This window comes from Phytoamicus setariae (assembly GCF_016722925.1).
GTDB classification, from domain to species: domain Bacteria; phylum Pseudomonadota; class Alphaproteobacteria; order Rhizobiales; family Rhizobiaceae; genus Rhizobium_E; species Rhizobium_E setariae.
In genome coordinates, this window is the sequence record NZ_JAEQNC010000026.1 from 1 (window position 1) to 22005 (window position 22005).

Genomic DNA, 22005 nt, shown 5'->3' on the forward strand with positions numbered 1-22005 from the left:
CTTTTGCTGTCGGTCAGTACATGCATTATCATCCCTTTCGGGACGAAAATGACATCTCGCCAATGTTGCGTCAAGGAGAAGAACCGATCGGGATGATTTTAATGTTTGGCCGCGATTTGATCGACGTTTCATCCCGATCGGGGCGCTGAATATGAGCATAGCTGGGGTAGCGATCTTGGCTTTACTCAGCCGGATGCAGCTATGTCGTGTGCAGAAATGCGGAAATTATTTCCGCATTCGACTTGTAGCCGGGACGGTCTTGAACGGAATCGAACCGTCGAACTTGCTGGAGCGCAGATAGGCTTCAATGCTTGAAGCAGTTTTCGCCGAACCAGTCGCGAGTTAATCGGCCCGGCACAGCCGCAGGCGATGGTGTGGATGCGCCTGCTTCTTGACCGTAGAGGCTGTGGCACAGTGGATTGAAATCCATGGAGAGGATCCACAAGCCATGAATCCCACAACCATCGGCGTCGACCGCGCAAAGCGCCGGCTATGCGTGAGAAAGGATTTGTTATCAGTATTGTTGATACGTTTGCGTAAATCCAAATATTAATTCAATGACAATCTAATATTACATCCCTGTTGCATCCGAAAAGGATCGAATAGACATGAATATCGTCGCTGGCAGCACTGAAGTCGTGAATTCCACCACCGCAGGAAACCAGCGCGCGGTTAACGGAATCTCGCTCCCTGGCGGCGGTTGGATCACGGCATGGCAGTCGTTTTATCAGGACGGCAGCGACTATGGCGTCTATTTCCAGCGATACAGCGAGAATGGCACAAAACTCGGCGGCGAAATCCGGATCAACACCCAGGCCTATTACGACCAGGCCGAAGTCTCCCTTGCAGCCCTTCCCGATGGCGGATGGATGGCGACATGGATGTCGTACAATCAGGGCACTTCGGGCTGGAGCGTTTTCATGCAACGCTTCAACGACCAGGGTCAACCGGACGGGGTGGAAACGCGTATCAACTACGCTGGTGCCGAGCCGAGCATCACCGCCCTCGCCGATGGCGGTTGGGTCATTGTCTCGCATGCGGGCACAACCGTGAACCAAAGTGTCTACGGGGCGGACGGAACACTAGAGAAAACGAGCTCATTGGGCGTTGGCACGAACACCAAGATTGCGGCGCTGCCGGACGGCGGCTGGGTTGTCGTCTGGCATTCTACGGCAGCGGATAACAGCGGAGCCGGCATCTTCCAGCAACGTTTCGACGCGGAAGGTGTTGCCAAGGGTTCACCGCAGCTCGTCAACGAGAGGACCTGGGACGATCAGTGCTATCCCTCGATCGCGGTACAGACCGATGGCAGTTGGGTTGTGACCTGGCAGAGTTCGGGCCTGCAGTCCGCCGAGATCTATCAGCGCCACTACAATGCTGACGGCAGCTCCACGCCGGAGGGCGAAACGCTGGTCAACACCGTCACGTCCAACACCCAGCACCGGCCCGAGATCACTGCGCTGACCGAAGGCGGTTGGGTCGTGGTCTGGGAGGGGATCGGAGCCGAGAACAAATGGGGCGTCTATCAACAGGTCTTCAACGCGGACGGAAAGCCCGTCGGGGTTGAGACACTTGTGGCCACCACCAATGGCCAGTCGACGACCTCCCCTTACGCGGTGGCGCTGCAAAACGGCGGCTGGACCGTGATGTGGGAAGCCCCTTCCAATGGCAACGGCGACATCTTTCAGCGAAGCTTCTCGCTTGAAGGCAACCAGGCGCCTGACGGAATGGACGCGACCTGCACGGTCGAAATGAACGGCACCTATGTGTTCCAGCTCAGTGACTTCCGGATCACCGATGCCGATGGCAACAGCCTCAGGAACATCGCTATCGACACGCTCCCCCATACCGGGACTTTGACCCTCAACGGAATTGAGGTGCAGGCCGGGGATGTGATCACGAGAGGGGAATTGCTTGCGGGAGAGCTTGTCTGGCACCCAGCCGCCGACACCAAGGGCAGTGCGCTCGACACCCTCACCTTTTTCGTCGTGGATGACGGCGGTACGCGGGCGGGCGGTCAGAACCGGGATGTGACGGCAAACACCATCACATTCGACGTGCTTCAAACTCTGCCGATCGATGCCGTGGCTGACCAGACCGCGAATGAGGCCCATACCTATTCCCTGGCCATCCCCTCGTCGTCGTTCACCAGTGCGTTTCCGAGTGAAACGCCCGTTTTCACCGCAACGCTTCCCGATGGATCGCCTCTTCCCCAGTGGCTTACCTTCGATGCAGCAGCTTTGACCCTGACCGGCACGCCGGGGCATGGCGACATCGGAACACTTGCCATCCGGATCGTCGCGACCGGCACCACACACAGAATTGTCGAAACATTCGATCTCGCGATCGGTGACGAAGACGGCGGCCCGATCGTACCGGACCAGATGGCCTACAAGGACAGGCCGTATTCTTTCGTCGTTCCGGCCGGTCTGTTCGATGGATACGGCCTCGGCGACGACAGATCCTATTCGGCGACCCTCAAAAACGGAGATCCACTGCCCGGCTGGCTGCATATTGATCCCGCCACCGGCACGTTTTCCGGCACGCCGACACAGGGCGACATGGCAACATTGTCCATCGTGGTGACTGTCAGCGGCAATGGAAACCAGGTTTCGGACGCATTCCAGCTAGATGCCAGAATGGGAGAATTTGCTGCAACGCATACAGGCACCGCGTTCGGGGACGACTATACTGGCACAGAAAGCCCGGACGTCATTCATGGTCTCGCAGGCGACGACTGGCTGTCCGGCGGCATCGGCGGCGACATCCTGTATGGCGACGACGGCAACGACTTACTGTCGGGCGAGGACGGCGACGACATTCTTTACGGCGGCAACGGAAACGACACTCTTTACGGCGGCTCTGGCAATGACAGGCTCTATGGCGGCGCAGGAAACGACACACTTTACAGCGGTGATGGCAACAACACACTCTATGGTGGCGCAGGAAACGACACACTTGTCGGTGGGTATGGCGCCGATACCTTTTTCGGCGAGGACGGCGACGACCTCTTCCAGCAGATTGGATACTATGGCTTTTCCGGCAAGGACACGGCCGTTGGCGGCCGCGGAAATGATGTCTTCCAGCTCTCGTGGTATTATGCCACCGCAGTCCTCACGCTCGGCGAAGGGGTGGATACGATAAGCTGGGAGGCTTCCTCCTACTATTATCCAGACACGGTAACCGTCACCGATTTCGAGGTCGGCGCTGGCGGCGACCGCATCGATTTGTCGGGCCTTTTTCTCGCGTTGAGCAACGCGGGATGGGACGGCGACCAGAATCCGTTCCTCGGCTCGGTCGGTTGCTTCCGCGTGGTTCAAAGCAATGCCGACACGCTTATACAGATAAATCCGAATGGCTCTGCCTATCCATCCTGGCAAACGGTGTTGCGACTGGAAAATGTGAGCGCAGCACAGCTCACCATCGAAAACATTGGCCCCTATTCGATCGATGGTTCGCAACCGGCCGGCCAGACGATTACCGGCACATCCGCCAGCGACACGCTTACCGGCGGCGTGGGCAATGACGAAATACACGGCCTTGAAGGCAACGACACCATCAGAGGTGGCAGTGGCAGGGATGTGATCCACGGCGACCAGGGAACGGACACCTTGTACGGAGATCGGGGAAACGACACGCTGTATGGCGACGATGGCGATGACGCGCTGTACGGTGGCGCGGGCAACGACGTCTTGTACGGCGGCGACGGTAACGATCGACTGTGGGGCGATGGCGGCACGAACAGCCTTTATGGCGGAGCTGGAAATGATGTATTTTACAACAGCATTTCTGATGGCACCGACTACATGGATGGCGGCGGCGGAGACGATGTATTCTTGGACGTAGGATACGGCGGCGGCACCCATACCGTGCTGGGCGGAGCGGGCAATGACACCGTCTACTTGACTGGCTACAGCGACTCCGCGGTTATCACGCTCGGCAGCGGTACCGATACGATCGGCTGGAACTACAATTACTGGTACGCGTCGAGTTCCCGTGTGGTCACGGTCACCGATTTCGCCACGGGCGCCGGAGGGGACCGCATCGACGTTGGCGGACTATCTTACTACTACACGAACAATGCCTTCAGCCCGTCGGCCGGTTACCTCAGGCTTGCCCAAAGCGGCACCGACACCCTGCTGCAGATCGACACGACCGGAGCGTCTGATGGAGCCCAGTGGCAAACGGTGCTGGTGTTGCAGAATGTCGACAAGAGCACGATGGCGGAAGGGAACCTGCGGCTTAATTCAAGCTCTATCTTCCACATGCCGGCGCTTGCAAATCCGATTGTGGATTTCACCTCGGCTGAAGATCAGCCACTCTCTTATCAGATTCCCTCCAACACCTTCTCTGATCAGGATGGCGACACGCTGATCTACTCGGCCACGCTGGGCGACGGAAGTCCCTTGCCGTCGTGGTTGAGTTTCAATGTCACGACCCGCACTTTTTCGGGCACACCGCCACTCAACTTCAATGGAAGCCTTGAACTAAAGGTCATCGCGGAAGACAACGCCTTCGCAAAGTTTGACACGTTCACACTGACGATTGCCAACGTCAACGATGCCCCAGTCATCGCCCACACCATACCAAACCAGGCGGCCACGCAGGACGCCGCGTTCAACTTCCAGTTCGCCACCAACACATTCGCCGATGTCGATCTCGGCGACACCCTGACCTATTCAGCAACGCTTGGAAGCGGCGGCACATTGCCCGCTTGGCTCAGCTTCGATCCGACCACCCGTACCTTTTCCGGCACGCCCGTGAATGCCGACGTCGGCACCCTCACCGTCTCGGTCACGGCTTCTGACGGCAATGGCGGAACCGTGCTCGAGACCTTCGACATCGTCATCGCCAACGTCAACGACGCGCCCGGAGTCGATAAGGGCATTGCCGACCGGACGATTAATGAGGACGCGCCCTTCAGCTTCACCATTCCGTCTGATGCCTTCAAGGACATCGATGTGGGCGACACACTGAGCTATACGGCAACGCTTGTTGGCGGCGGCACTTTGCCCGGCTGGCTGAGTTTCGATCCGGCCACAGGAACCTTTTCCGGAACCCCACTTGATGGTGACGTCGGCACCTTCACCGTCTCGGTGGTAGCGAGCGACGGCAATGGCGGGTTCGCCACTGAAACTTTTACTCTGACGATTGCCAACGTCAACGACGCACCCGCCGGCAACCCCACAGCGGTTCTTGTGGGCGGTCTAGAGGATATAAGCTACAACCTCGCCGCTTCCGACCTGCTGGCCGGATACCACGACGAGGAAGGCGATACGCTCTCAATCCGGGGCCTCGCAGCCTCCGGCGGCGCCACGGTTACGGACAATGGCGACGGCACATATACGATTACACCCGGCGCAAATGCCAATGGCACGGTGACGCTCAGCTACCAGGTCATCGACGGCAATGGCGGCAGCACGGCAGCCACCCAGAGCCTGAATTTCATTGCGGTCAACGACGCCCCTGTGGTTGACAAGGCCATCGCCGACCGGTCGACCAACGAGGACGCGCTCTTTACCTTCACCATTCCGGCGGATGCCTTCAGGGATATCGATGCGGGCGATGCGCTGACCTATACCGTAGCGCTTACGGGTGGCGGCAGCCTACCCGGCTGGCTGACGTTCAATGCGGCGACGCGCACCTTCTCCGGCACACCGGCTAACGGCGACGTCGGCACCATTTCCGTGACAGTTACCGCCAGGGACGGATCGAACCTCTCCGTGTCCGACACCTTCAATCTGACGATTGCCAACGTCAACGACGCGCCCGCCGGCAGCCCGACCGCAGTGCTTGCGGACGGCCTGGAGGATGCGAGCTACAGCCTCGCCGCGGCAGACTTGCTGGCAGGGTTCCACGACGAGGAAGGCGATACGCTGTCGGTCCGAAATCTCACGGCTTCCGGTGGAGCCTCGGTTGTCGACAATGGCGACGGCACCTTCACGATCACGCCCGCCGCCAATGCCAATGGCATGGTGACGCTCAACTATCAGGTCACCGATGGTAACGGCGGCAGCATGGCGGCCACCCAGAGCCTGAATTTCGCTGCGGTCAACGATGCGCCGACCGCTGCCAACCTCAGCATCATCGTCAATCAGGGAGCGGCTTACTCTTTCAGGGGAACCACCTTCGGCTTTCAGGATATCGATACCGACGGGTTCGCCGGAATCCGCATCGCCAGCATCGAAGGCAGCGGCCGGCTCATGCTGAATGGTGCCCGGGTCAGATCGGGTGAATTCATCGATGAGGCCGACATGGCAAAACTTAGCTGGACACCAGACAAAGACGCAGTCGGCAAATCCGTCGGATCGTTCTCATTCACCGTGGCTGACGATGCGGGTGCAGAAAGCGCTCCCGTCTATAGCGTAAACTTCGGCGTCAGCGCCGAGAAGGCATCTTTCGTCGGCGAAAAGACCGACGACATTGTTCTTGGCAGCGCCCGCGCCGACGTCATCAGGGGCAAAGGTGGCAACGACACACTTCTGGCCGGGCGCGGCCTGGACATAGTGGATGGTGGCGCCGGCAACGACGTCATCAAGGGCGGCTCGGGCGCAGACCGCCTCATCGGTGGCCGCGGCGACGACACTCTGAGCGGAGGTGCAGGCAGCGATACCTTCGTCTTCCGCACCGGCGACGGTGACGACACGATAACCGACTTCAAGGCATCAGGGTCTGCGCACGATTTCCTTGATCTTTCCGGCCTGAAATCGATCACCGGCATCAAGGACCTGATGAAAAATCATGCAGAGCAGGTCGACGCACATGTGATCATCGACGGGCTGTTTGGCGATCGCATCGTCCTGATGAATGTTAGGCTAGAGGATCTCGATGCCGGCAACGTCCTGTTCTGAAGGCCTTCGCTAAAGACAAGAAAGTGGCGTTTGACACAATCAAGGCGAAAAGACACTGGCTGACGGAAAGGTATAGTCGAACGGGGTGTTGTCACGTAAACGATGCCTCAGTTAATAGGGCACAGAGACGGTGAGATGAAAAGTTCTGCCGTCAGCTACAAGCGCCACCGTAGCTTGCCTGTTTGAATGAACCCATCTGCTTCATAATCGTGTTGGCGAGTACATCGCGAACGTAATACGGTCCGCGCTGCAAGAGGCCCTTGATGGCGCCCCGGCCGGTAGAAGGGTTGTAAATACAGTCGTTGGCAAAACACCCATCCGACGAAGCCGAATGGGTGAAGGCAATCATACGTCAACTGCGTATTGCTACATGGCAGCGGATGGCCCCCGGCATCGAGACGTTCACAGTCTCGCTGACCATGCCGCGACCCTTGCGCTTAAAGCAGGAAGTAATCGGCCTTGAGGGTCATGGCACCATCAAGGTGGATGGCGAAATCCGCCTTGCCGTCGCCATCGGTGTCGCCATAGATGTAGGTGTCGCTGGCGGCCTTTTCATAGCGCAACTCTCCCGCATGGCCGGAGAACTTGTCGGTGCCGATGAAGCTGAATGCCTGGTTGCCGCCCTTGCCCTCATTGGCGTCGATCAGATGGAGATCGATCAGGTCACCCTTGCTGGCCTGCAGATCGTAGATCGTATCGGCCTTGGTTTTAGACGCAGATGTGTCGCCAAATGCGAAGACGAACCGGTCAGCGCCCGCACCGCCCCACAGCGAATCTGCGCCGGTTCCGCCCCGGAGTATGTCGTTGCCGGCGAGTCCGGCGAGTGTATTGGCGCCCGCGTTGCCTGTCAGCATATTGGCAAGATTATTGCCTGTGCCGTTGAGATCGCCTGTTCCCGTCAGTGTCAGGTTTTCGACATTGTCGCCCAGCGTATAGCTGAGTGAAGCCTTGACCGTATCGGTCCCACGATTCTTCAGTTCGATCACGACGTCGCCGGAATCGGCGACAAAATAAGTATCGTCACCCTGTCCGCCGACCATGGTATCGTCGCCGGCGCCGCCGAGGAGCGTGTCGTTGCCGGCATCGCCAAAGAGGATGTCATTGCCGCGCAGGCCGAGGATGATGTCGCCGCCGGCACCGCCGTGGATGACGTCAATGCTCTTCGTTCCGGTCAGGACGTCATCGCCCTCCGTCTGCAGGTCCGTCGTCGCGCCGTTGGTGAACACCAGCGTTGCGCCATCATCGGCAATAAGACTGCCGTCGCCTGCTTCGCTGTTTGTCACCACGAGCCCATTCAGGATGGCCTTGCCGCCGGTGACATGAAATACCGGTGACGTGCCACCGCCTGCAATTTTGATATCGCCCTTGCCATCGCCGTCGAGGTCGCCTTCTATAGTGATGTCCTTCGACAGGGCGAGTTCGACGTCGCCAAGCGTGATCGTCTTGCCCTTCAGCGAGGCATCGAAGGTGATTGTGTCACCGGCATTCGCCTTGGCGATCGCTTCGCGCAGCGTGAGGGACATGTCGTCGGGATTGGTGTTGTCATCTTCAGCGGTGACGAACCAAGTATGCGCCAGCGACACTTCGCCGGGCGTCTCCTTGCCGATGACATAATGGTACATGCGGGTGTAGTCGTCGGCATAGTTGTCGCCCCTGGGCGCATGGATCATCTCGACGAAAATCTCGATGCCGCCGTTGGGCAGGGCGCGCACTGCAATGCCCTCGGTCTCGTTGAAGGAATTGGGAGCCTGCGGGATGTCGAATAGATTCTCGACATGGCCGGTCTGGAGATCGACGGTATAGACGCCCTTTGTGTTGTCATGAGCGCTGAAATAGAGCTTTCCTTCAAACACCTTGGCGCCCTGGATGTTCTTCAGGCTCTGGTCCATCTCCAGCGTGCCCTTGAAACTCCAATCCTCGAGATTGTAGACGTTGATGGTCGTGCCGTTCTGCCATTCCTTGCCGTAGCCGAGGCCGTTTGCGCCATCGACGGCAACCCAGCTAGCAACGTCGTCATGCGGGTTGGAGGGCGCGCCAACCAGTTCGTAGAGCTCTCCGGTATAGCTGAGGTCGCTGGCATTGAGGACGGCGACATGGCCGTTCTGATAGTCGCCTGCTTCGCTGTCGAGCGAGATGTACAGCTTGCCATTGTAGTAATCGATGTCGCCGACATGGTCGAAGCCCATGTCGGCCAAGGCCTTCGGAATGCCCGTGGTGATTTCCATCTTGCTCAGATCGGCAGTCCCGGTGGTCTGCAGGAACTTGAAATCCTCGGTCTCGCGGGCAAGGCCGAATTGCCAGGCGGTGATCCATTCACCGGCATCGGGGTTCCAGACGATGCCCTGGGTACGACGCAGGCCGGACAGGTTTTCATCGACATACCGAAAGTCCTCGACGCTGTCCAAATGCCAGGCCGATGCGTTGGAAACGGTTGGGGCGGGAGAGGTGGTCATGTAACGCTCCTTACTGAAGAGAAGATAAAGGGGGGTATGAATATCGGCCGTGTCGGGCCAGGTGGCGAAACGTCCGGCGTAAAAGGGGATCTCTTCCAGGTGGGTATTTCCCGGAGACCGGCGTTGGCCGAGCGGCTGCCGGCGCGCCGCCGCAGACGCCATGGATCTTGCCGGTGTTGGCGATAGCCACGTCCAGCAGCCGTGCGTCGCTCGTTGCTCGCCTGTAGCCCGCCTTTGACATCCGGTTCCATTCCACGTCTTGAATACACGGGCGATAAACCACGCGAGAATGACAGTGGAATGACAATATTCATATTATTCATACTATATGGATGTGCCTGCTGTGGCTTGGGAGTGCTGCGCACGTTCCGGCACCGGTCGATATGGCTGCAAGCGACAGAATAACTGTCAAACACCGCGGGTAAGAACCGGACGGCATCGCAACAAGGACCACGGAAATGAATACAGATCCCCGTAATTACGCCACCTATCCCAGCCTCGCCGAGCGGAGCATCTTCGTCACGGGAGGCGGCAGTGGAATTGGCGAAAGCCTCGTCCGCCATTTCGCCTTGCAAGGCAGCCGGGTTGCTTTTGTCGATGTCGCTGAGGAGACCTCGCGGGCGCTTGTCGAGGCGGTCAGATCAGCGGGTGCTGCGCCGCCGCTGTTTATTTCCTGCGATGTGCGCGATGTGGCCGCGCTGGCATCTGCGATCTCGGACGCCTGCCGGTTAAACGGTCCGGTCGAAGTCCTGTGCAACAATGCCGGCAACGACGATCGCCATAAAACTGAGAATGTCGACGTGAGCTACTGGGATGACCGCATAGCCGTGAACCTGCGCCACCAGTTCTTTGCCGCCCAGGCCGTGCTTCCATACATGAAGACCGCGGGTGGCGGCTCCATTATCAATTTCGGCTCGATCACTTGGATGGTCGGTGACGCCGATTGCCCTGCCTATGTCACCGCCAAAGCGGCCATCTACGGCATGACCCGAGCCCTCGCCAGAGAGTTCGGCCCGCACGATATCCGCGTCAATTGCCTGGTTCCCGGCTGGGTGATGACCGAACGGCAGATGCGGCTCTGGCTGACGCCCGCCAGCGAGCGCCAGATCGAAGACCGGCAGTGCTTGCGGCAACGCCTGCAACCGTCCGACATTGCCCGCATGGCCCTGTTTCTTGCCGCCGATGACAGCCGCATGTGCACGAGCCAGCAATTCATTGTCGACGGGGGTTGGGTTTGAACGGTTCGCTCAGGGAGACCCGGCCGCTGCAATCGTTTCCGGCTGGTCCGTCCGGCCAATCTCCGTCACGGCCTGCAACGATCCACGCAGCAAAGGTGCGCAGGCCAGAATGGCGTTGCCGCGAAGCAAGCCGTCATCGGCGGTAAAATCGCTTGTCCATCCTCCCGCCTCCTGCACAAGCAGCACGCCGGCCAGCACGTCCCAACTGTTGAGGAAAAGTTCGCAGTATCCATCGATGCGGCCGCTGGCGACATGCGCAAGCCCCATCGCCGCCGAGCCGTTCTGGAGGAAACCGTAGGAGGCGCCGGTCAGCCGCGACAGCAGGGCGAGGTAATCGCCGACCGGCCACTGGGTGGAATAGCCTGCATCGATGACCGCCTCGCGCGGCAGGGCGGTCTGGCGCACGGCGATGGGTTCATCGTTGCAATAGGCACCGAAACCGCGGCGTGCCGCAAACATCTCACCGGAAACCGGATTGTAGACGACACCGACTTCCGTCCTGCCCGCATGGTGAAAGGCGATCGAGACGGCAAAATGGCCTATTCCACGGGCGAAATTCTGTGTGCCGTCCAGCGGATCGATCACCCAGACGCTATCCGTCCACTCGCCGCCCGACTCTTCGGTGACAATGCTATCGCAGGGAAAAGCGCGTCTAAGCTCGTCGGTCAGATAGCGATCGATCCCGAGGTCGGCCTCCGTGACCAGATCATGAAGCCCCTTCTCCTGCACATTCAACGCTGTCGGCTTGCGAAAGAAAACGCCTGCAATCTCGCCTGCGCCGCGAGCCAGTTTTTGAGCAAGATCGTATCTTGAGGCGATTTCGTCCTGTGTCATTGGCAACTCCCGAACCTGTGCTCGCAAAATAGGATGAAATCGGTCTATTCGCGAGGTTTGCTTCGGGCGGCGAGGGAGCGATGGACATCTGCTTCCGCCAGATCCAGCAACTCGATCAGGGCGTTTCTCGTGCCATCAGGGTCACGGCGCGCAATGCAGTCGCAGACGCGTCGATGCAGCGGCAGGGAGGGGCGCTGGCCATAGGGATTGTCGTCGGACAATCTGAAACTTATCAACATGGCCGTCTCGGTCAGTGCGGCCAACGATCCGAAGAGTTCGTTACCAGTCATGCGCAAAATCGCTTGATGAAAGGCGAGATCCGCTTCCGCAAAACGATCGTTGTCGTCGACATAGAGCTCCATTTTTTCGTAAAGCTGTTCCAGCTTGGCGATCTCGGCTTTGTTGGCGCGTTCCGCTGCAAGGCTACCTGCCATCGGCTCGATCGCACGCCTCAGCTCGAACAGCGAACGCGCGTCGCCCGCATGGGTGGTGGTGCCGTAGCGCCACGCCAGGACATCCGGATCGAGGAAATTCCAGTCGCTGCGGTCGCGAATGCGCGTGCCGATCTTGGGGCGTGACTCGACCATGCCCTTGCCTGCGAGAACCTTGATGACTTCACGCAAGACTGTGCGGCTGACGCCATGAGCGGCACTCCAGTCATCCGCATTCGGCAGTGGATCTCCGGGCGCGAGCTCTCCCCTGACAATGGCTTGTCCCAGCTGGTCCAGCAGCTTGGCGTGTAGGCTGATTCCTGCGGAGCCTTTTGCACGTGGGTTTTGTAAAAGCATGCCGTTTGCCACTCGCCTCTGGAGCTATTTCTTAGTATTAATATGATGAATGACTAAGGCTTGTCAATTGGATGACCTTCGAGACGCGCCGTCGCTTGGTAGGCCCTTGAGAGGGCATGAGCTGCGGGGGGGTGTCGTCACATATCCGCGCCCCTTACGTTAATAGAAGCTGCCAGGCACGCCGCTACAAATGCCTCGCGCGCGGCCTCAGACGAAACCAGGGTAAGAGACGCAGATCTGCATAACAATATTGCCCGCTCGTGATGTTCTGAAGGATTATCGGGCCAATCTCGCTCCAAAAAGTCGCATGCGTCACTGGCGCTACTGAAGATCCGCGCCGCTCCGGAGGGCAGTTCCGCAATCACGGGGATTGCCATCGCGATTCGAGCGGGCGCTACATCGGATTCCCCCATTGCAGAGCTGTATTGCCTGTCGAAAAAGCGCTTCCAGCGGCAATTCCCACACCGTCCCACCTAGATGTTGATGGCATTCCATAGAGCGGCCTCCTGGGACTGTAACCACCCCACGAGCCAAGTGTTCCACTATTTCTAAATCTGGCTGGCGATTGAACCATTCATGCCGCAACGCGTTGCTGATTACATCGCAATGGTGCGTAATTCCACATAAAGGACGAATGTTATGCAGACGAAGACCCTGGACGACATGTTTCTCGACGGCGTCAAAGACATCTACTACGCCGAGAAAAAGATCCTCAGAACCCTGCCGAAGATGGCGCGTGCATCGCACGACCCCACACTCCAGGCTGCTTTCGAAAAGCATAAGATGGAGACCGAAGCACAGGTTGAACGACTTGATCAGATCTTTGAGATTTTGAACAAGCCTGCGCGCGGCAAGACCTGCCCAGCAATCGACGGCATCCTCGAAGAAGGAGCCGAGATACTTGAAGATTTCAAGGGGTCGCAGGCGCTGGATGCTGGCTTGCTAGCCGCTGCCCAGGCTGTTGAGCACTATGAAATCGCACGTTACGGCACTTTAAAGGCATGGGCGGTCCAACTGGGCAAAAAGGATGTTGCAGCATTGCTTAATGCGACATTGCTAGAGGAAACAAAGACCGACGAAGCACTCTCCGGACTTGCAAACAAATCTGTGAATGCAGCAGCAATGCGTGCCGCAGCCTAGTCCTGACAAACACGGAGAGGCGTAAATCACGCCTCTCCTTAGGAGCTTCAACATGGGCCCACTTTTCACCCGCTTTGCAACTGCTGTTTCAGGCTTGATCGGGCACCCCGCTACTTTCGTTGCCGCGGCTTTCGCAGTCTGTGTCTGGGGCCTCTCCGGGCCCCTGTTTGACTACGGGGAAACCTGGCAACTGGTGATCAATACCAGCACCACGATCGTCACCTTCCTGATGATCTTTATCCTCCAGAACTCTCAGAATCGCGACGGGCGCGCACTTCAGGCAAAGCTTGATGAACTCATCCTATCCGGTAGCGCCGAAAACAAATTCATCGGCATTGAAAAACTCGATGAAAAGGAAATCAGTCGACTTAAGGACCACCTCGAAAACCAGTGTGATGACCGGGACGATGAGAAATCGATCGGGAACGTCGTCCTTAGAAACGGAACGAAAGAGCAAGATGATGAACAATCTTTCACGTGACGAAATTCAGAACCAAGGGTCCGACGCAGATTCACCTGCCCGCAGAAGTGGTGGCACTGCAAATGATCCTCATGGTGGCTACGAACGGATTCAAACGAAGGACACTCAACATCCAGATCGAACCAAAGAGTCGCTGACCGATGCAGCACACGCGAACGTTCCCAAGCTTCCCGATGACGTGGCGCCTGAGACATTTCACATTACCCGAGATCAGCCTGGATTTGGGCCAACCGAATTCGACAAGCCGACGTTACAAGAGGGTAATCCAGAACTCGGGCCGGATCCCGCAAATCTCCCGTCAACCGGACCGTCGCCGGCAAATACCGCCCCCACACGCGAAGGTATGTATGAGACTGGCATCAGAAAAGACGATGACATGTCCAAGAAGTAGCTAATCCACCTTCGACGGAACAGACCGCCGCGGCTGACGTTTAACCTTCAGAGGCCCCTCAGGTCACAATCAGAGGATAAAGAAATGAAAATGCTTATTTTGGCTACCGCTCTGTTCGCGGTGGCAACGCTCCCTGCTGCCGCCCAGTCAGCCAATGAAAGCGGCGAAACACCCGCAATCGCTACGCCCGATTCCACCAACCCCACTGCCCCTATCGCCGGCGAAAACAGTTTCACCGAAGATCAGGCCAAGAAGCGCATCACCGATGCTGGTTACGCCGAAGTGAGCACCCTAGTGCTTGACGGCAAGGGCGTCTGGCGCGGCACGGCGATGAAAGGCGGGCAATCCGTAAAGGTAGGTCTCGATTATCAAGGAAACATCGTTTCCGACTAACGAAATACACATCTAGGAGTTATCACCATGAAAACTGTCACTGGACTTTTTGACTACTATGACGACGCGCGACGTGCGGCCTCCAAACTCGAAGGCATTGGCATCCCCAAGGATAATATCAGCGTACTTGCAAACAACGCCGACGGAACCTTTGATGCGGACTCGAATGCGGCGGAAGGCGCCGGAACCGGAGCCGGATTAGGAGCCGTAGCCGGCGGCGCCGGTGGATTGCTGGCTGGTCTTGGCCTACTTGCGATACCCGGCATTGGACCGGTTGTAGCCGCTGGTTGGCTTGCAGCAACGGCCGCCGGGGCTGCAGCTGGCGCAGTAGTCGGCGGCGCGACGGGCGGCATAATTGGAGCCATGACGTCGGCTGGGGTTCCTGAGCGAGATGCTCATTTGTATGCGGAAGGGATGAGACGCGGCGGCACCTTGGTGACTGCCCGAGTAGTGGATGATCGTTTCCCCGAAGCTCAGGCCATCCTGCGGGATTCAAACTGGGTGGACACCGACGAGCGCCGTCGTTCTTATGAAGCGGAAGGTTGGCAGGAATTTAACCCGTCGCTTGATGCCCTCACCGCCGACCAGATCCGCCGTGAACGGGAGCGACTTTCCCGGCTCTAACACGCAACGCAACACCGGAGCACGGCGAACGCGACGGGCTCCGATAGGGTCCGCGTCGGTAAGAATTGCGCACTGAGCCGGCCCGGCCAATATGTGTTCCGGTCCGCTCTCGAAGTGAAAAAACGGGCCGAGACATGCGCCAAACTTAAGGAGACCAACATGGCCAGCACGATTGATCTGTCCCAGCTCTCAGAAGAAGAGCTGGTCGCTCTCATATATGAGGCGACTAGGCTAAAAAACAGTAGGCACGATAGAAATCACTCTGAAGTACTAACCGCTGCCGATGGCTCGAAAAGCCAGGTTGGTGCGGCCGCGGAACATGGGGTTATCCCCACCCCAACGCCGCAAGAGGTCAAGGACGTAGGCCCCGAGCACGGTGTCCCGAAGGAAGGCGTCCAAGCCACAACAAATGGCAGGCCTTGAGACATGCACCAGCCTGCTCGCGAGATGTGCGATTCAAGCACTCGTGGGCCTTCCATGCAATGCGCCACGATGTTGTGTGCTTCTGCACTGTACTTCACGTGCAGAATTGAATTAGCCTGAGTATGGACATCGTGAAAAGCACTATGCCAAGCGGATAAGAATAGTGCTGCAGCAATGCCCTCGGCCCGAATCGGCCCCGGAACGTTGTTTGCTTCCAGGCCCGGAGATTGATCTTTCGGATCCCGCCGTCCCGGCAAGGAACAGGCAAGCTGTCAGCACAACATAAGCGGACACTTACAGGAATTCACTTTCCCAGCTTTCAAAAAGAGCGGAGGGCAATGGGGCGCTCATTAGATACTCGCGCAGGCCCATTCTTTGCAAGGCCACAGATGGCCATGCCGACCGTAACTGCTGTTGCAAGCAGCAGCACGATCGTAAGAGAACGTTCCTCGCAAAACGAAACCTCGGTCACGCTATCAAACTATTTTGTCGGAATGGAAGCTTTTTCGCCTTTTAACGATAGCTCGCGCTCCCATAACCTAAGTCTGCCAAGTTGCGAGACGAAAGCCGAAAGGCCATGCTCGCCCGCCAACTGAATGACGCCTTCGTCGATCCGTTCACCGATCCCTACCGCCTGTAGCAATGGAAGAGCAGCTTGTGTGTAACCGATGAACTTGCAATGCTGGAACGCGTCGGAAACAAAATCGCGGGCGGCGGCGTCGTTTGCTAGATGCTCAGCTGCCTCCATCGAGGGAAGTATCGCAATCGCGTCGAACAGAACGGACGGACCGCCACCAATCATGTGATTTGCCGCGACAAACTCGCCGTCAGACGCTGTCACGCCCCCGACGGTTGGCGCGATCAATTCGACATCGCCTTTCTCAGCGACTATGGCGTCCTTGAGGCCTTTGAGGAGATTGCTGTCGACCCCGTCTGTGATTAGAATACCAAGCTTTCGACCTTCAAAGCGCTTGGGACCACGCTCGACAATGCTGAGAGAGGGCGACGGATCGAGGTCCTGGCGTGTCGGCAACGCCGCGCTAGCAGGCCCCGGCATGGATCGGAGGCCGAGGTTTTGCGCCACTGCGGTGGCCAAAGATTTGTCGATATTCATCAAATGCGACACAAGCCGCTCTCGGATGACGGACGTCTCAACTTTACTAAGTTCAAATGTCAGTGCCGCTGCAATGTGTCGTTGTTCCGGCGGTGTTTGGCTAATGTAGAACTGGCGCGCCTGGCTGTAGTGGTCGGCAAAGCTTTCCGACCGCAGGCGTGCCTTCTGGCCCTGCTCTTCCGCGGGGAAATGCGTGAATCCCTTCACTGGAGATTCGCGAGGACCTTCGCCCCACGAGTTCGGCTGGTAATTCACACGGCCAACCGGGTTGCGCATGGCCATATGGCCGTCCTGCTGGAAATGATGGAACGGACACTTAGGCGCGTTTATGGGAAGATGCGTGAAGTTCGTGCTGCCCAGCCGCTTTAGCTGAGTGTCAAGATAGGAAAAATTACGACCTTGCAGGAGTGGATCGTTTGAGAAGTCGATACCCGGCGGTACGTTTTGCGTCATAAATGCGACCTGCTCGGTCTCCGCAAAAAAGTTGTCTGGCATCCTGTCGAGAACTAGCCTCCCCACAGGTTTCGGGGGAAGCACTTCTTCCGGAATGATCTTCGTGGGATCCAAGACGTCAAAGTCGAAATTGTCGGCGAATTCCTGGTTGAACAGCTGAAGGCAGAGTTCCCATTCCGGGAAATTGCCGGATTTGATCGCGTTCCAGAGATCGCGGCGGTGATAGTCGGGATCGGCACCATTGATTTTCACCGCCTCGTTCCAGACGACGGATTGCAGGCCGAGCTTCGGTTTCCAGTGGAATTTAACGAAAGTGGATTCACCCTTTGCATTAATCATACGGAACGTGTGGACACCAAAGCCTTCCATGAAGCGAAACGAGCGGGGAATGGCGCGATCTGACATCACCCACATGATCATATGCATACTTTCGGGGGTGAGACTGATGAAGTCCCAGAAATTGTCATGGGCGCTCTGCGCCTGTGGGAAACCGCGATCCGGTTCTTGCTTTACGGCGTGGACCATGTCGGGGAATTTGATGGCGTCTTGAATAAAAAAGACAGGGATGTTGTTGCCGACGATGTCCCAGTTGCCTTCCTGAGTATAAAGCTTGACGGCAAAGCCGCGTACGTCCCGGGCGAGGTCGGATGAACCCCTGTTCCCGGCGACAGTTGAGAACCGCACGAAGGCGGGAGTCCTCTCTCTCGCCCTCTGAAAGAGGTCGGCCTTTGTATAGGCCGCTAACGATTCATAAGTCTCAAAGAAACCATGGGCGCCGTAGCCGCGCGCGTGAACGACTCGCTCCGGAATGCGCTCATGGTCGAAGTGGAAAATCTTCTCCCGAAAATGGAAGTCGTCCACAACAAGTGGGCCGCGAGGTCCGACGCGCAAAGAGTTCTGGTCGTCGGAGACTGGCCCCCCTTGGGCTGTGGTCAACACGGTATCGCCATCTTCGGCTGTTTGGTGAAGCTCACCACCGTGGCCGCATGAGAGCTTTTGATCGTGAATGGTGGCGTTGGTGAACTTTGCAGGTTTTCTAGCCATGATTTGCTCCCGGAGGTGACTTTCACCAACATGTGAGGGCGCGCAAAGTTCCTTCCCTGACTTTTTAGTTTTCTGTCTGGCCAATATTTCGTGCCCGCTGCCGGAACCATCGGGGCTCCATCCGGTTGGGGTACAGGGCATCCGCTGTGAGCAGCCTGGAGCCTTCTTGATAGTTCGTGAAGGAGATTGAACATGGTCGACAAGTTGAGCAGCAATGGCGAAGAAAACAGGGAAGAAAATACGGCCCCGAAACAGACCGATTCAACCTCCAACCAAACTGTTCTTTCTCCGACTTCGATTGATCAGCTTCATGCGCTGAGGGCCGAAATCGATCAACTGAATGAATCGCTGAACCTGATTGCGGTGGGTTCAGCCCGTTTCGCCACCAGTCAAGTCCGACAGGCCGCGACGGAGATTGAGGATATGTTCAAGCGGAACATTATTTTGTCGATTACGACTGCTGCCATCGTCGGCTTCTTGTGGGGGCGTAGTAGGACGAGAGAATAAGAGGAGCTCTATTTGAAATTGGCATCACGTTTGCGTAGATATGCGACGAAGGCTCGCGGTAGAACGGCTCTAGCAGTTCCAGGATGCAGGTAATCGCCCTGCCTGGTATCCATCGAGCAATTTCTATCCCTCATCCAGGCGACTTCCAACTTACTATTGGGGCCTCATTACTTTGACACCCATTGGTGCAGTAGCTTTTGCAGGAACAAAATATTCTCTCATACATTCCACCTGCACCAGAAACTAACGCCGGCACTAACTGGCAGGAGGTGTGAAATGGGTCGCGGTATTTTGCTCTGGCTTCTTGGGATTCCGATTCCCATTATAATCATCTTGCTTCTTTTGTTTCGATAGGAGGCCGAGATGATTTCCACAACCGAGGTTTTAGAGAATTCAACACTGGTCGAAGGCTCCGTGGAATCATCGGCATCCGCTGTAAGCTGGGGCGCGATCCTCGCAGGCGCATTCGCGGCTGCCGCGTTGACACTTATGTTGTTACTGGTGGGTGCGGGGCTTGGTCTTACCTTGGTGTCGCCTTGGCCTTCCGAAAGTGCCTCTCTCACCACTGTCAGCATCTTCGGCTTTGCATGGCTGGTGTTCGTCCAGTGGATCTCAGCAGGAGCCGGCGGATACATTGCAGGACGGTTGAGGACCAAATGGGTGGGCGTTCATTCGGATGAAATCTATTTCCGCGACACCGCCCACGGGTTTATGGCCTGGGCAGCAGCAACATTGTTAATGGCAGCGTTACTGGGATCAACGGTCTCATCAATCGTTAGCGCCGGCACACAAGCGACCACGGCAGTCGCCGGTGCTGCTGCATCCGCTGCAGCAACCGATACGGCAACTGACGTGGCCACTACCTATTTCAGCAATGCCTTCCTAAGACCGGCTAACCCAACAACGCCAGTCGCAAACGTTGGCACCAATGAAGCGGCGGCAGCAGAAATCACAAACATTTTGGTGAGTAGCGCAGCGAAAGGCGACATGACAGCAGATGACCGCGACTACTTGAATCGCCTGGTTGCAGCGCGTACCGGTTTGTCAGAAGCAGATGCCAAGGCCAGGGTTGATGCAGTAATGACGCAGATTGATGATGCACGCAAGGCAGCTGCAAAGGCGGCTGAGAAAGCTCGTAAGGCGTCTGCAACATCTGCTTTACTTGGCGCCCTATCACTATTCATTGGTGCACTCATAGCGTCAGCATCGGCAGCTCTCGGCGGAATGCGTCGCGACGCTTATGATGCATTGATGTTGAAGTCTTGACGGTATTCACACACTAGCTTTCTCGCCCGTTTTTGAAAGGCTGCCGCTCCCCCCACACATCTGCGACTGGCGCAAATGCGTTTGCGCAGATGGAGCAAGCGGCGGCCCGCGACATTGTACTCCGACGCTTTGCTCCCTCGCGGCCTAGCAGGCCCCGTTGAGGTACGCATGAGTGCTAGACACGTACTTTCCTGCGGCGTATCATTCTGTGTTCTACGAATGCTTTTCCGGCGGCAGAATGCCGATCCCCAGACACTTTCGGAGAGACGAATGAGCTTCCAACCGGTTGCCGCAAGAGTCGATGATGCACGCGACATTAAAACAACCCTACCCAGTGATAAACGGAGCCAACTGTCGACAACCGATGTAGACGCTTATCACATAATCGAAGCCCTCCCCGAGCCGATCTACATGACGGACGCCAACGGTCGAATTACATTCTATAACAGTGCGGCTGTCAAAATGTGGGGCGTGCGGCCAGAGATTGGCAAGAGCGAGTTTTGTGGTTCATGGAAGCTTTATTGGCCCGACGGCACGCCCCTACCACACGATGAGTGCCCAATGGCCATGGCACTCAGGAACAGGCAGGCAATTAGAGGGTTGGAAGCGCTCGCCGAGCGTCCTGACGGTACGCGCATTCCCTTCCTTGCATTCCCGACACCTCTCTTTGACGCAGATGGCAAACTCACTGGCGCCGTTAATATGCTCGTCGACATCACCGACCGGGCAATCGCCGATGAAACTGCGCAGCGGTATTCGGCCATCGTTGAATCCTCTGACGATGCGATCTTGGCTAAAGATCTCAATGGCACAATTACGAGCTGGAATCGGGGCGCGGAAAGACTGTTCGGCTATACCGCGGATGAAGTCATCGGCAAGCATATAACCATTCTGATACCGCTGGATCGGCATGACGAAGAGACCCACATACTCAGCCGCATTCGTCGCGGCGAACCTATCGACCACTATGAGACTATCCGGCGGCGCAAGGATGGCACTCTTGTCGAGATTTCTCTCTCAGTGTCTCCGATCAGAAGTCGCGATGGCAGAGTTATCGGCGCTTCGAAGATCGCACGCGATATCACCGAGCGCAGACGCGCCGAGGAGCAGCAGCACCTGTTAATTCGGGAGATGAACCACCGCGTCAAGAACCTCTTCACCGTTGCGAGCAGCGTCGTCAACCTCAGCGCACGTTCGACAAGCACGCCAGCCGAGCTTGCCTCGACAGTACGAGACCGGCTGAACGCTTTGGCGCAAGCCCACGAGTTGACGGTGCCATCAAACTCTGAAGCGCAGGAGAGAACCGAGCAGGTCACGACGCTGCATAGGTTGATCGCTACGATCCTGGCCCCCTATGTCAACCTTTCGGACAACTGCCAGCCTAGAGTTACCATCGTTGGTCCGGACGCTCCAATCGGCGGCGGCGCAGTGACAAGCTTCGCGCTGCTTTTGCACGAATTTGCAACGAACGCCGCCAAATATGGGGCACTATCCGTTCCCGAAGGCGAGGTGAACATTTCCTGCGACGAGGACGCTGACCAACTTATTCTGACTTGGACTGAGCGAGGTGGGCCGCGGGTCGATCAGAAGGTCGATGGAGAGGGATTCGGGACTTTGCTCGGTAGGGCGACAGTGCGGAGCCAACTGGGCGGTGAGATCGTCCGCGAATGGAAGCCCGAAGGCCTGTCAATAAGACTCGCCGTGGCCCGGGATCGCTTGGCTGGTCAACAGTCATAGACATGCCGCCGATGCGCCTTGCAGAGATATTCATCCTCATCAAGGCACTCCGCCATAAAAGCCCCGCGCGCCCTCTGACGAAAGCAGGCTAGGCGACGCTGATCTGCACAACAATATTGCCCGCTTTTCAGATGGAACCAAAAAACTGCGTCAGACGTTACTTCACTCTGGAGTAATCACGAGCGGCGTACCACCCAGGTAAGCATCATGCCAGGTACTCCTCGGAGCCTCACCATGGATATGTTAACGCTTCTCATCATCCTCTTCA

Annotated in this window: 15 protein-coding genes; 10 read left to right on the forward strand and 5 right to left on the reverse strand. The window is 57.3% G+C overall.

The annotated features are described in order from the left end of the window. Window positions 1-608 precede the first annotated feature (608 nt). Complete coding sequence (locus tag JJB09_RS27010; RefSeq protein WP_201664015.1) at window positions 609-6851, forward strand: putative Ig domain-containing protein; 6243 nt, start codon at window positions 609-611, stop codon at window positions 6849-6851. Window positions 6852-7288: 437 nt separating this feature from the next. Here JJB09_RS27010 and JJB09_RS26040 read toward each other — a convergent pair whose 3' ends face one another. Continuing rightward, window positions 7289-9304 carry a calcium-binding protein gene (locus JJB09_RS26040; protein ID WP_201664016.1) on the reverse strand — a complete coding sequence of 672 codons (2016 nt, stop codon included), beginning with the start codon at window positions 9302-9304 and terminating at the stop codon, window positions 7289-7291. Between the two features lie 458 nt (window positions 9305-9762). Here JJB09_RS26040 and JJB09_RS26045 point away from each other — a divergent pair, with 458 nt between their 5' ends. Continuing rightward, window positions 9763-10542 carry an SDR family NAD(P)-dependent oxidoreductase gene (locus JJB09_RS26045; protein ID WP_201664017.1) on the forward strand — a complete coding sequence of 260 codons (780 nt, stop codon included), beginning with the start codon at window positions 9763-9765 and terminating at the stop codon, window positions 10540-10542. 9 nt (window positions 10543-10551) lie between these two features. On the opposite strand, the gene JJB09_RS26050 is transcribed toward JJB09_RS26045, so the two are convergent. From JJB09_RS26050 to JJB09_RS27215, 3 genes are all read right to left on the reverse strand, one after another. Next, on the reverse strand, window positions 10552-11376 hold the full coding sequence (locus JJB09_RS26050; protein ID WP_201664018.1) for an inositol monophosphatase family protein: 825 nt from the start codon (window positions 11374-11376) through the stop codon (window positions 10552-10554). A gap of 44 nt (window positions 11377-11420) precedes the next feature. Next, window positions 11421-12164, reverse strand: coding sequence for a FadR/GntR family transcriptional regulator (locus JJB09_RS26055; protein WP_201664019.1), 744 nt, complete (start codon window positions 12162-12164; stop codon window positions 11421-11423). 137 nt (window positions 12165-12301) lie between these two features. Then, the gene (locus JJB09_RS27215; protein ID WP_425523772.1) at window positions 12302-12577 is read right to left on the reverse strand and encodes a DUF982 domain-containing protein; all 276 of its coding nucleotides are present in this window, start codon (window positions 12575-12577) and stop codon (window positions 12302-12304) included. A gap of 226 nt (window positions 12578-12803) precedes the next feature. Here JJB09_RS27215 and JJB09_RS26065 point away from each other — a divergent pair, with 226 nt between their 5' ends. The 5 genes from JJB09_RS26065 to JJB09_RS26085 all read left to right on the forward strand — a co-directional run bounded on the left by JJB09_RS26065 (window position 12804) and on the right by JJB09_RS26085 (window position 15193). Then, window positions 12804-13304, forward strand: coding sequence for a YciE/YciF ferroxidase family protein (locus JJB09_RS26065; RefSeq protein WP_201664021.1), 501 nt, complete (start codon window positions 12804-12806; stop codon window positions 13302-13304). A gap of 52 nt (window positions 13305-13356) precedes the next feature. Continuing rightward, complete coding sequence (locus tag JJB09_RS26070; RefSeq protein ID WP_201664022.1) at window positions 13357-13785, forward strand: low affinity iron permease family protein; 429 nt, start codon at window positions 13357-13359, stop codon at window positions 13783-13785. Then, window positions 13763-14176, forward strand: coding sequence for a hypothetical protein (locus JJB09_RS26075; RefSeq protein ID WP_201664023.1), 414 nt, complete (start codon window positions 13763-13765; stop codon window positions 14174-14176). Before JJB09_RS26070 ends, JJB09_RS26075 begins: the two co-directional genes overlap by 23 nt. An 84-nt stretch (window positions 14177-14260) precedes the next feature. Beyond that, window positions 14261-14569: a PepSY domain-containing protein gene (locus JJB09_RS26080; protein WP_201664024.1), complete on the forward strand. Its 309-nt coding sequence runs from the start codon at window positions 14261-14263 to the stop codon at window positions 14567-14569. Window positions 14570-14596: 27 nt separating this feature from the next. Then, complete coding sequence (locus JJB09_RS26085; RefSeq protein WP_201664025.1) at window positions 14597-15193, forward strand: hypothetical protein; 597 nt, start codon at window positions 14597-14599, stop codon at window positions 15191-15193. A gap of 904 nt (window positions 15194-16097) precedes the next feature. Here the strand turns inward: JJB09_RS26085 and katE are convergent. Further along, window positions 16098-18227, reverse strand: a complete 2130-nt coding sequence (gene katE / locus JJB09_RS26090; protein ID WP_201664026.1) for a catalase — start codon at window positions 18225-18227, stop codon at window positions 16098-16100. 192 nt (window positions 18228-18419) lie between these two features. On the opposite strand from katE, the gene JJB09_RS26095 reads away from it, so the two are divergent. From JJB09_RS26095 to JJB09_RS26105, 3 genes are all read left to right on the forward strand, one after another. After that, the gene (locus JJB09_RS26095; RefSeq protein ID WP_201664027.1) at window positions 18420-18734 is read left to right on the forward strand and encodes a hypothetical protein; all 315 of its coding nucleotides are present in this window, start codon (window positions 18420-18422) and stop codon (window positions 18732-18734) included. Window positions 18735-19097: 363 nt separating this feature from the next. Beyond that, entirely contained in the window at window positions 19098-20000 is a 903-nt protein-coding gene (locus JJB09_RS26100; protein WP_201664028.1) for a hypothetical protein, read from the forward strand. A gap of 270 nt (window positions 20001-20270) precedes the next feature. After that, window positions 20271-21737: a PAS domain S-box protein gene (locus tag JJB09_RS26105; protein WP_201664029.1), complete on the forward strand. Its 1467-nt coding sequence runs from the start codon at window positions 20271-20273 to the stop codon at window positions 21735-21737. The last annotated feature ends 268 nt before the right edge of the window (window positions 21738-22005 follow it).

Bases quoted from the DNA above. Each gene is read 5' to 3' on its own strand.
- JJB09_RS27010 (WP_201664015.1), top strand. From the start codon at position 609: ATGAATATCGTCGCTGGCAGCACTGAAGTCGTGAATTCCACCACCGCA.
- JJB09_RS26040 (WP_201664016.1), bottom strand. From the start codon at position 9,304: ATGACCACCTCTCCCGCCCCAACCGTTTCCAACGCATCGGCCTGGCAT.
- JJB09_RS26045 (WP_201664017.1), top strand. From the start codon at position 9,763: ATGAATACAGATCCCCGTAATTACGCCACCTATCCCAGCCTCGCCGAG.
- JJB09_RS26050 (WP_201664018.1), bottom strand. From the start codon at position 11,376: ATGACACAGGACGAAATCGCCTCAAGATACGATCTTGCTCAAAAACTG.
- JJB09_RS26055 (WP_201664019.1), bottom strand. From the start codon at position 12,164: ATGCTTTTACAAAACCCACGTGCAAAAGGCTCCGCAGGAATCAGCCTA.
- JJB09_RS27215 (WP_425523772.1), bottom strand. From the start codon at position 12,577: ATGGGGGAATCCGATGTAGCGCCCGCTCGAATCGCGATGGCAATCCCC.
- JJB09_RS26065 (WP_201664021.1), top strand. From the start codon at position 12,804: ATGCAGACGAAGACCCTGGACGACATGTTTCTCGACGGCGTCAAAGAC.
- JJB09_RS26070 (WP_201664022.1), top strand. From the start codon at position 13,357: ATGGGCCCACTTTTCACCCGCTTTGCAACTGCTGTTTCAGGCTTGATC.
- JJB09_RS26075 (WP_201664023.1), top strand. From the start codon at position 13,763: ATGATGAACAATCTTTCACGTGACGAAATTCAGAACCAAGGGTCCGAC.
- JJB09_RS26080 (WP_201664024.1), top strand. From the start codon at position 14,261: ATGAAAATGCTTATTTTGGCTACCGCTCTGTTCGCGGTGGCAACGCTC.
- JJB09_RS26085 (WP_201664025.1), top strand. From the start codon at position 14,597: ATGAAAACTGTCACTGGACTTTTTGACTACTATGACGACGCGCGACGT.
- katE (WP_201664026.1), bottom strand. From the start codon at position 18,227: ATGGCTAGAAAACCTGCAAAGTTCACCAACGCCACCATTCACGATCAA.
- JJB09_RS26095 (WP_201664027.1), top strand. From the start codon at position 18,420: ATGGTCGACAAGTTGAGCAGCAATGGCGAAGAAAACAGGGAAGAAAAT.
- JJB09_RS26100 (WP_201664028.1), top strand. From the start codon at position 19,098: ATGATTTCCACAACCGAGGTTTTAGAGAATTCAACACTGGTCGAAGGC.
- JJB09_RS26105 (WP_201664029.1), top strand. From the start codon at position 20,271: ATGAGCTTCCAACCGGTTGCCGCAAGAGTCGATGATGCACGCGACATT.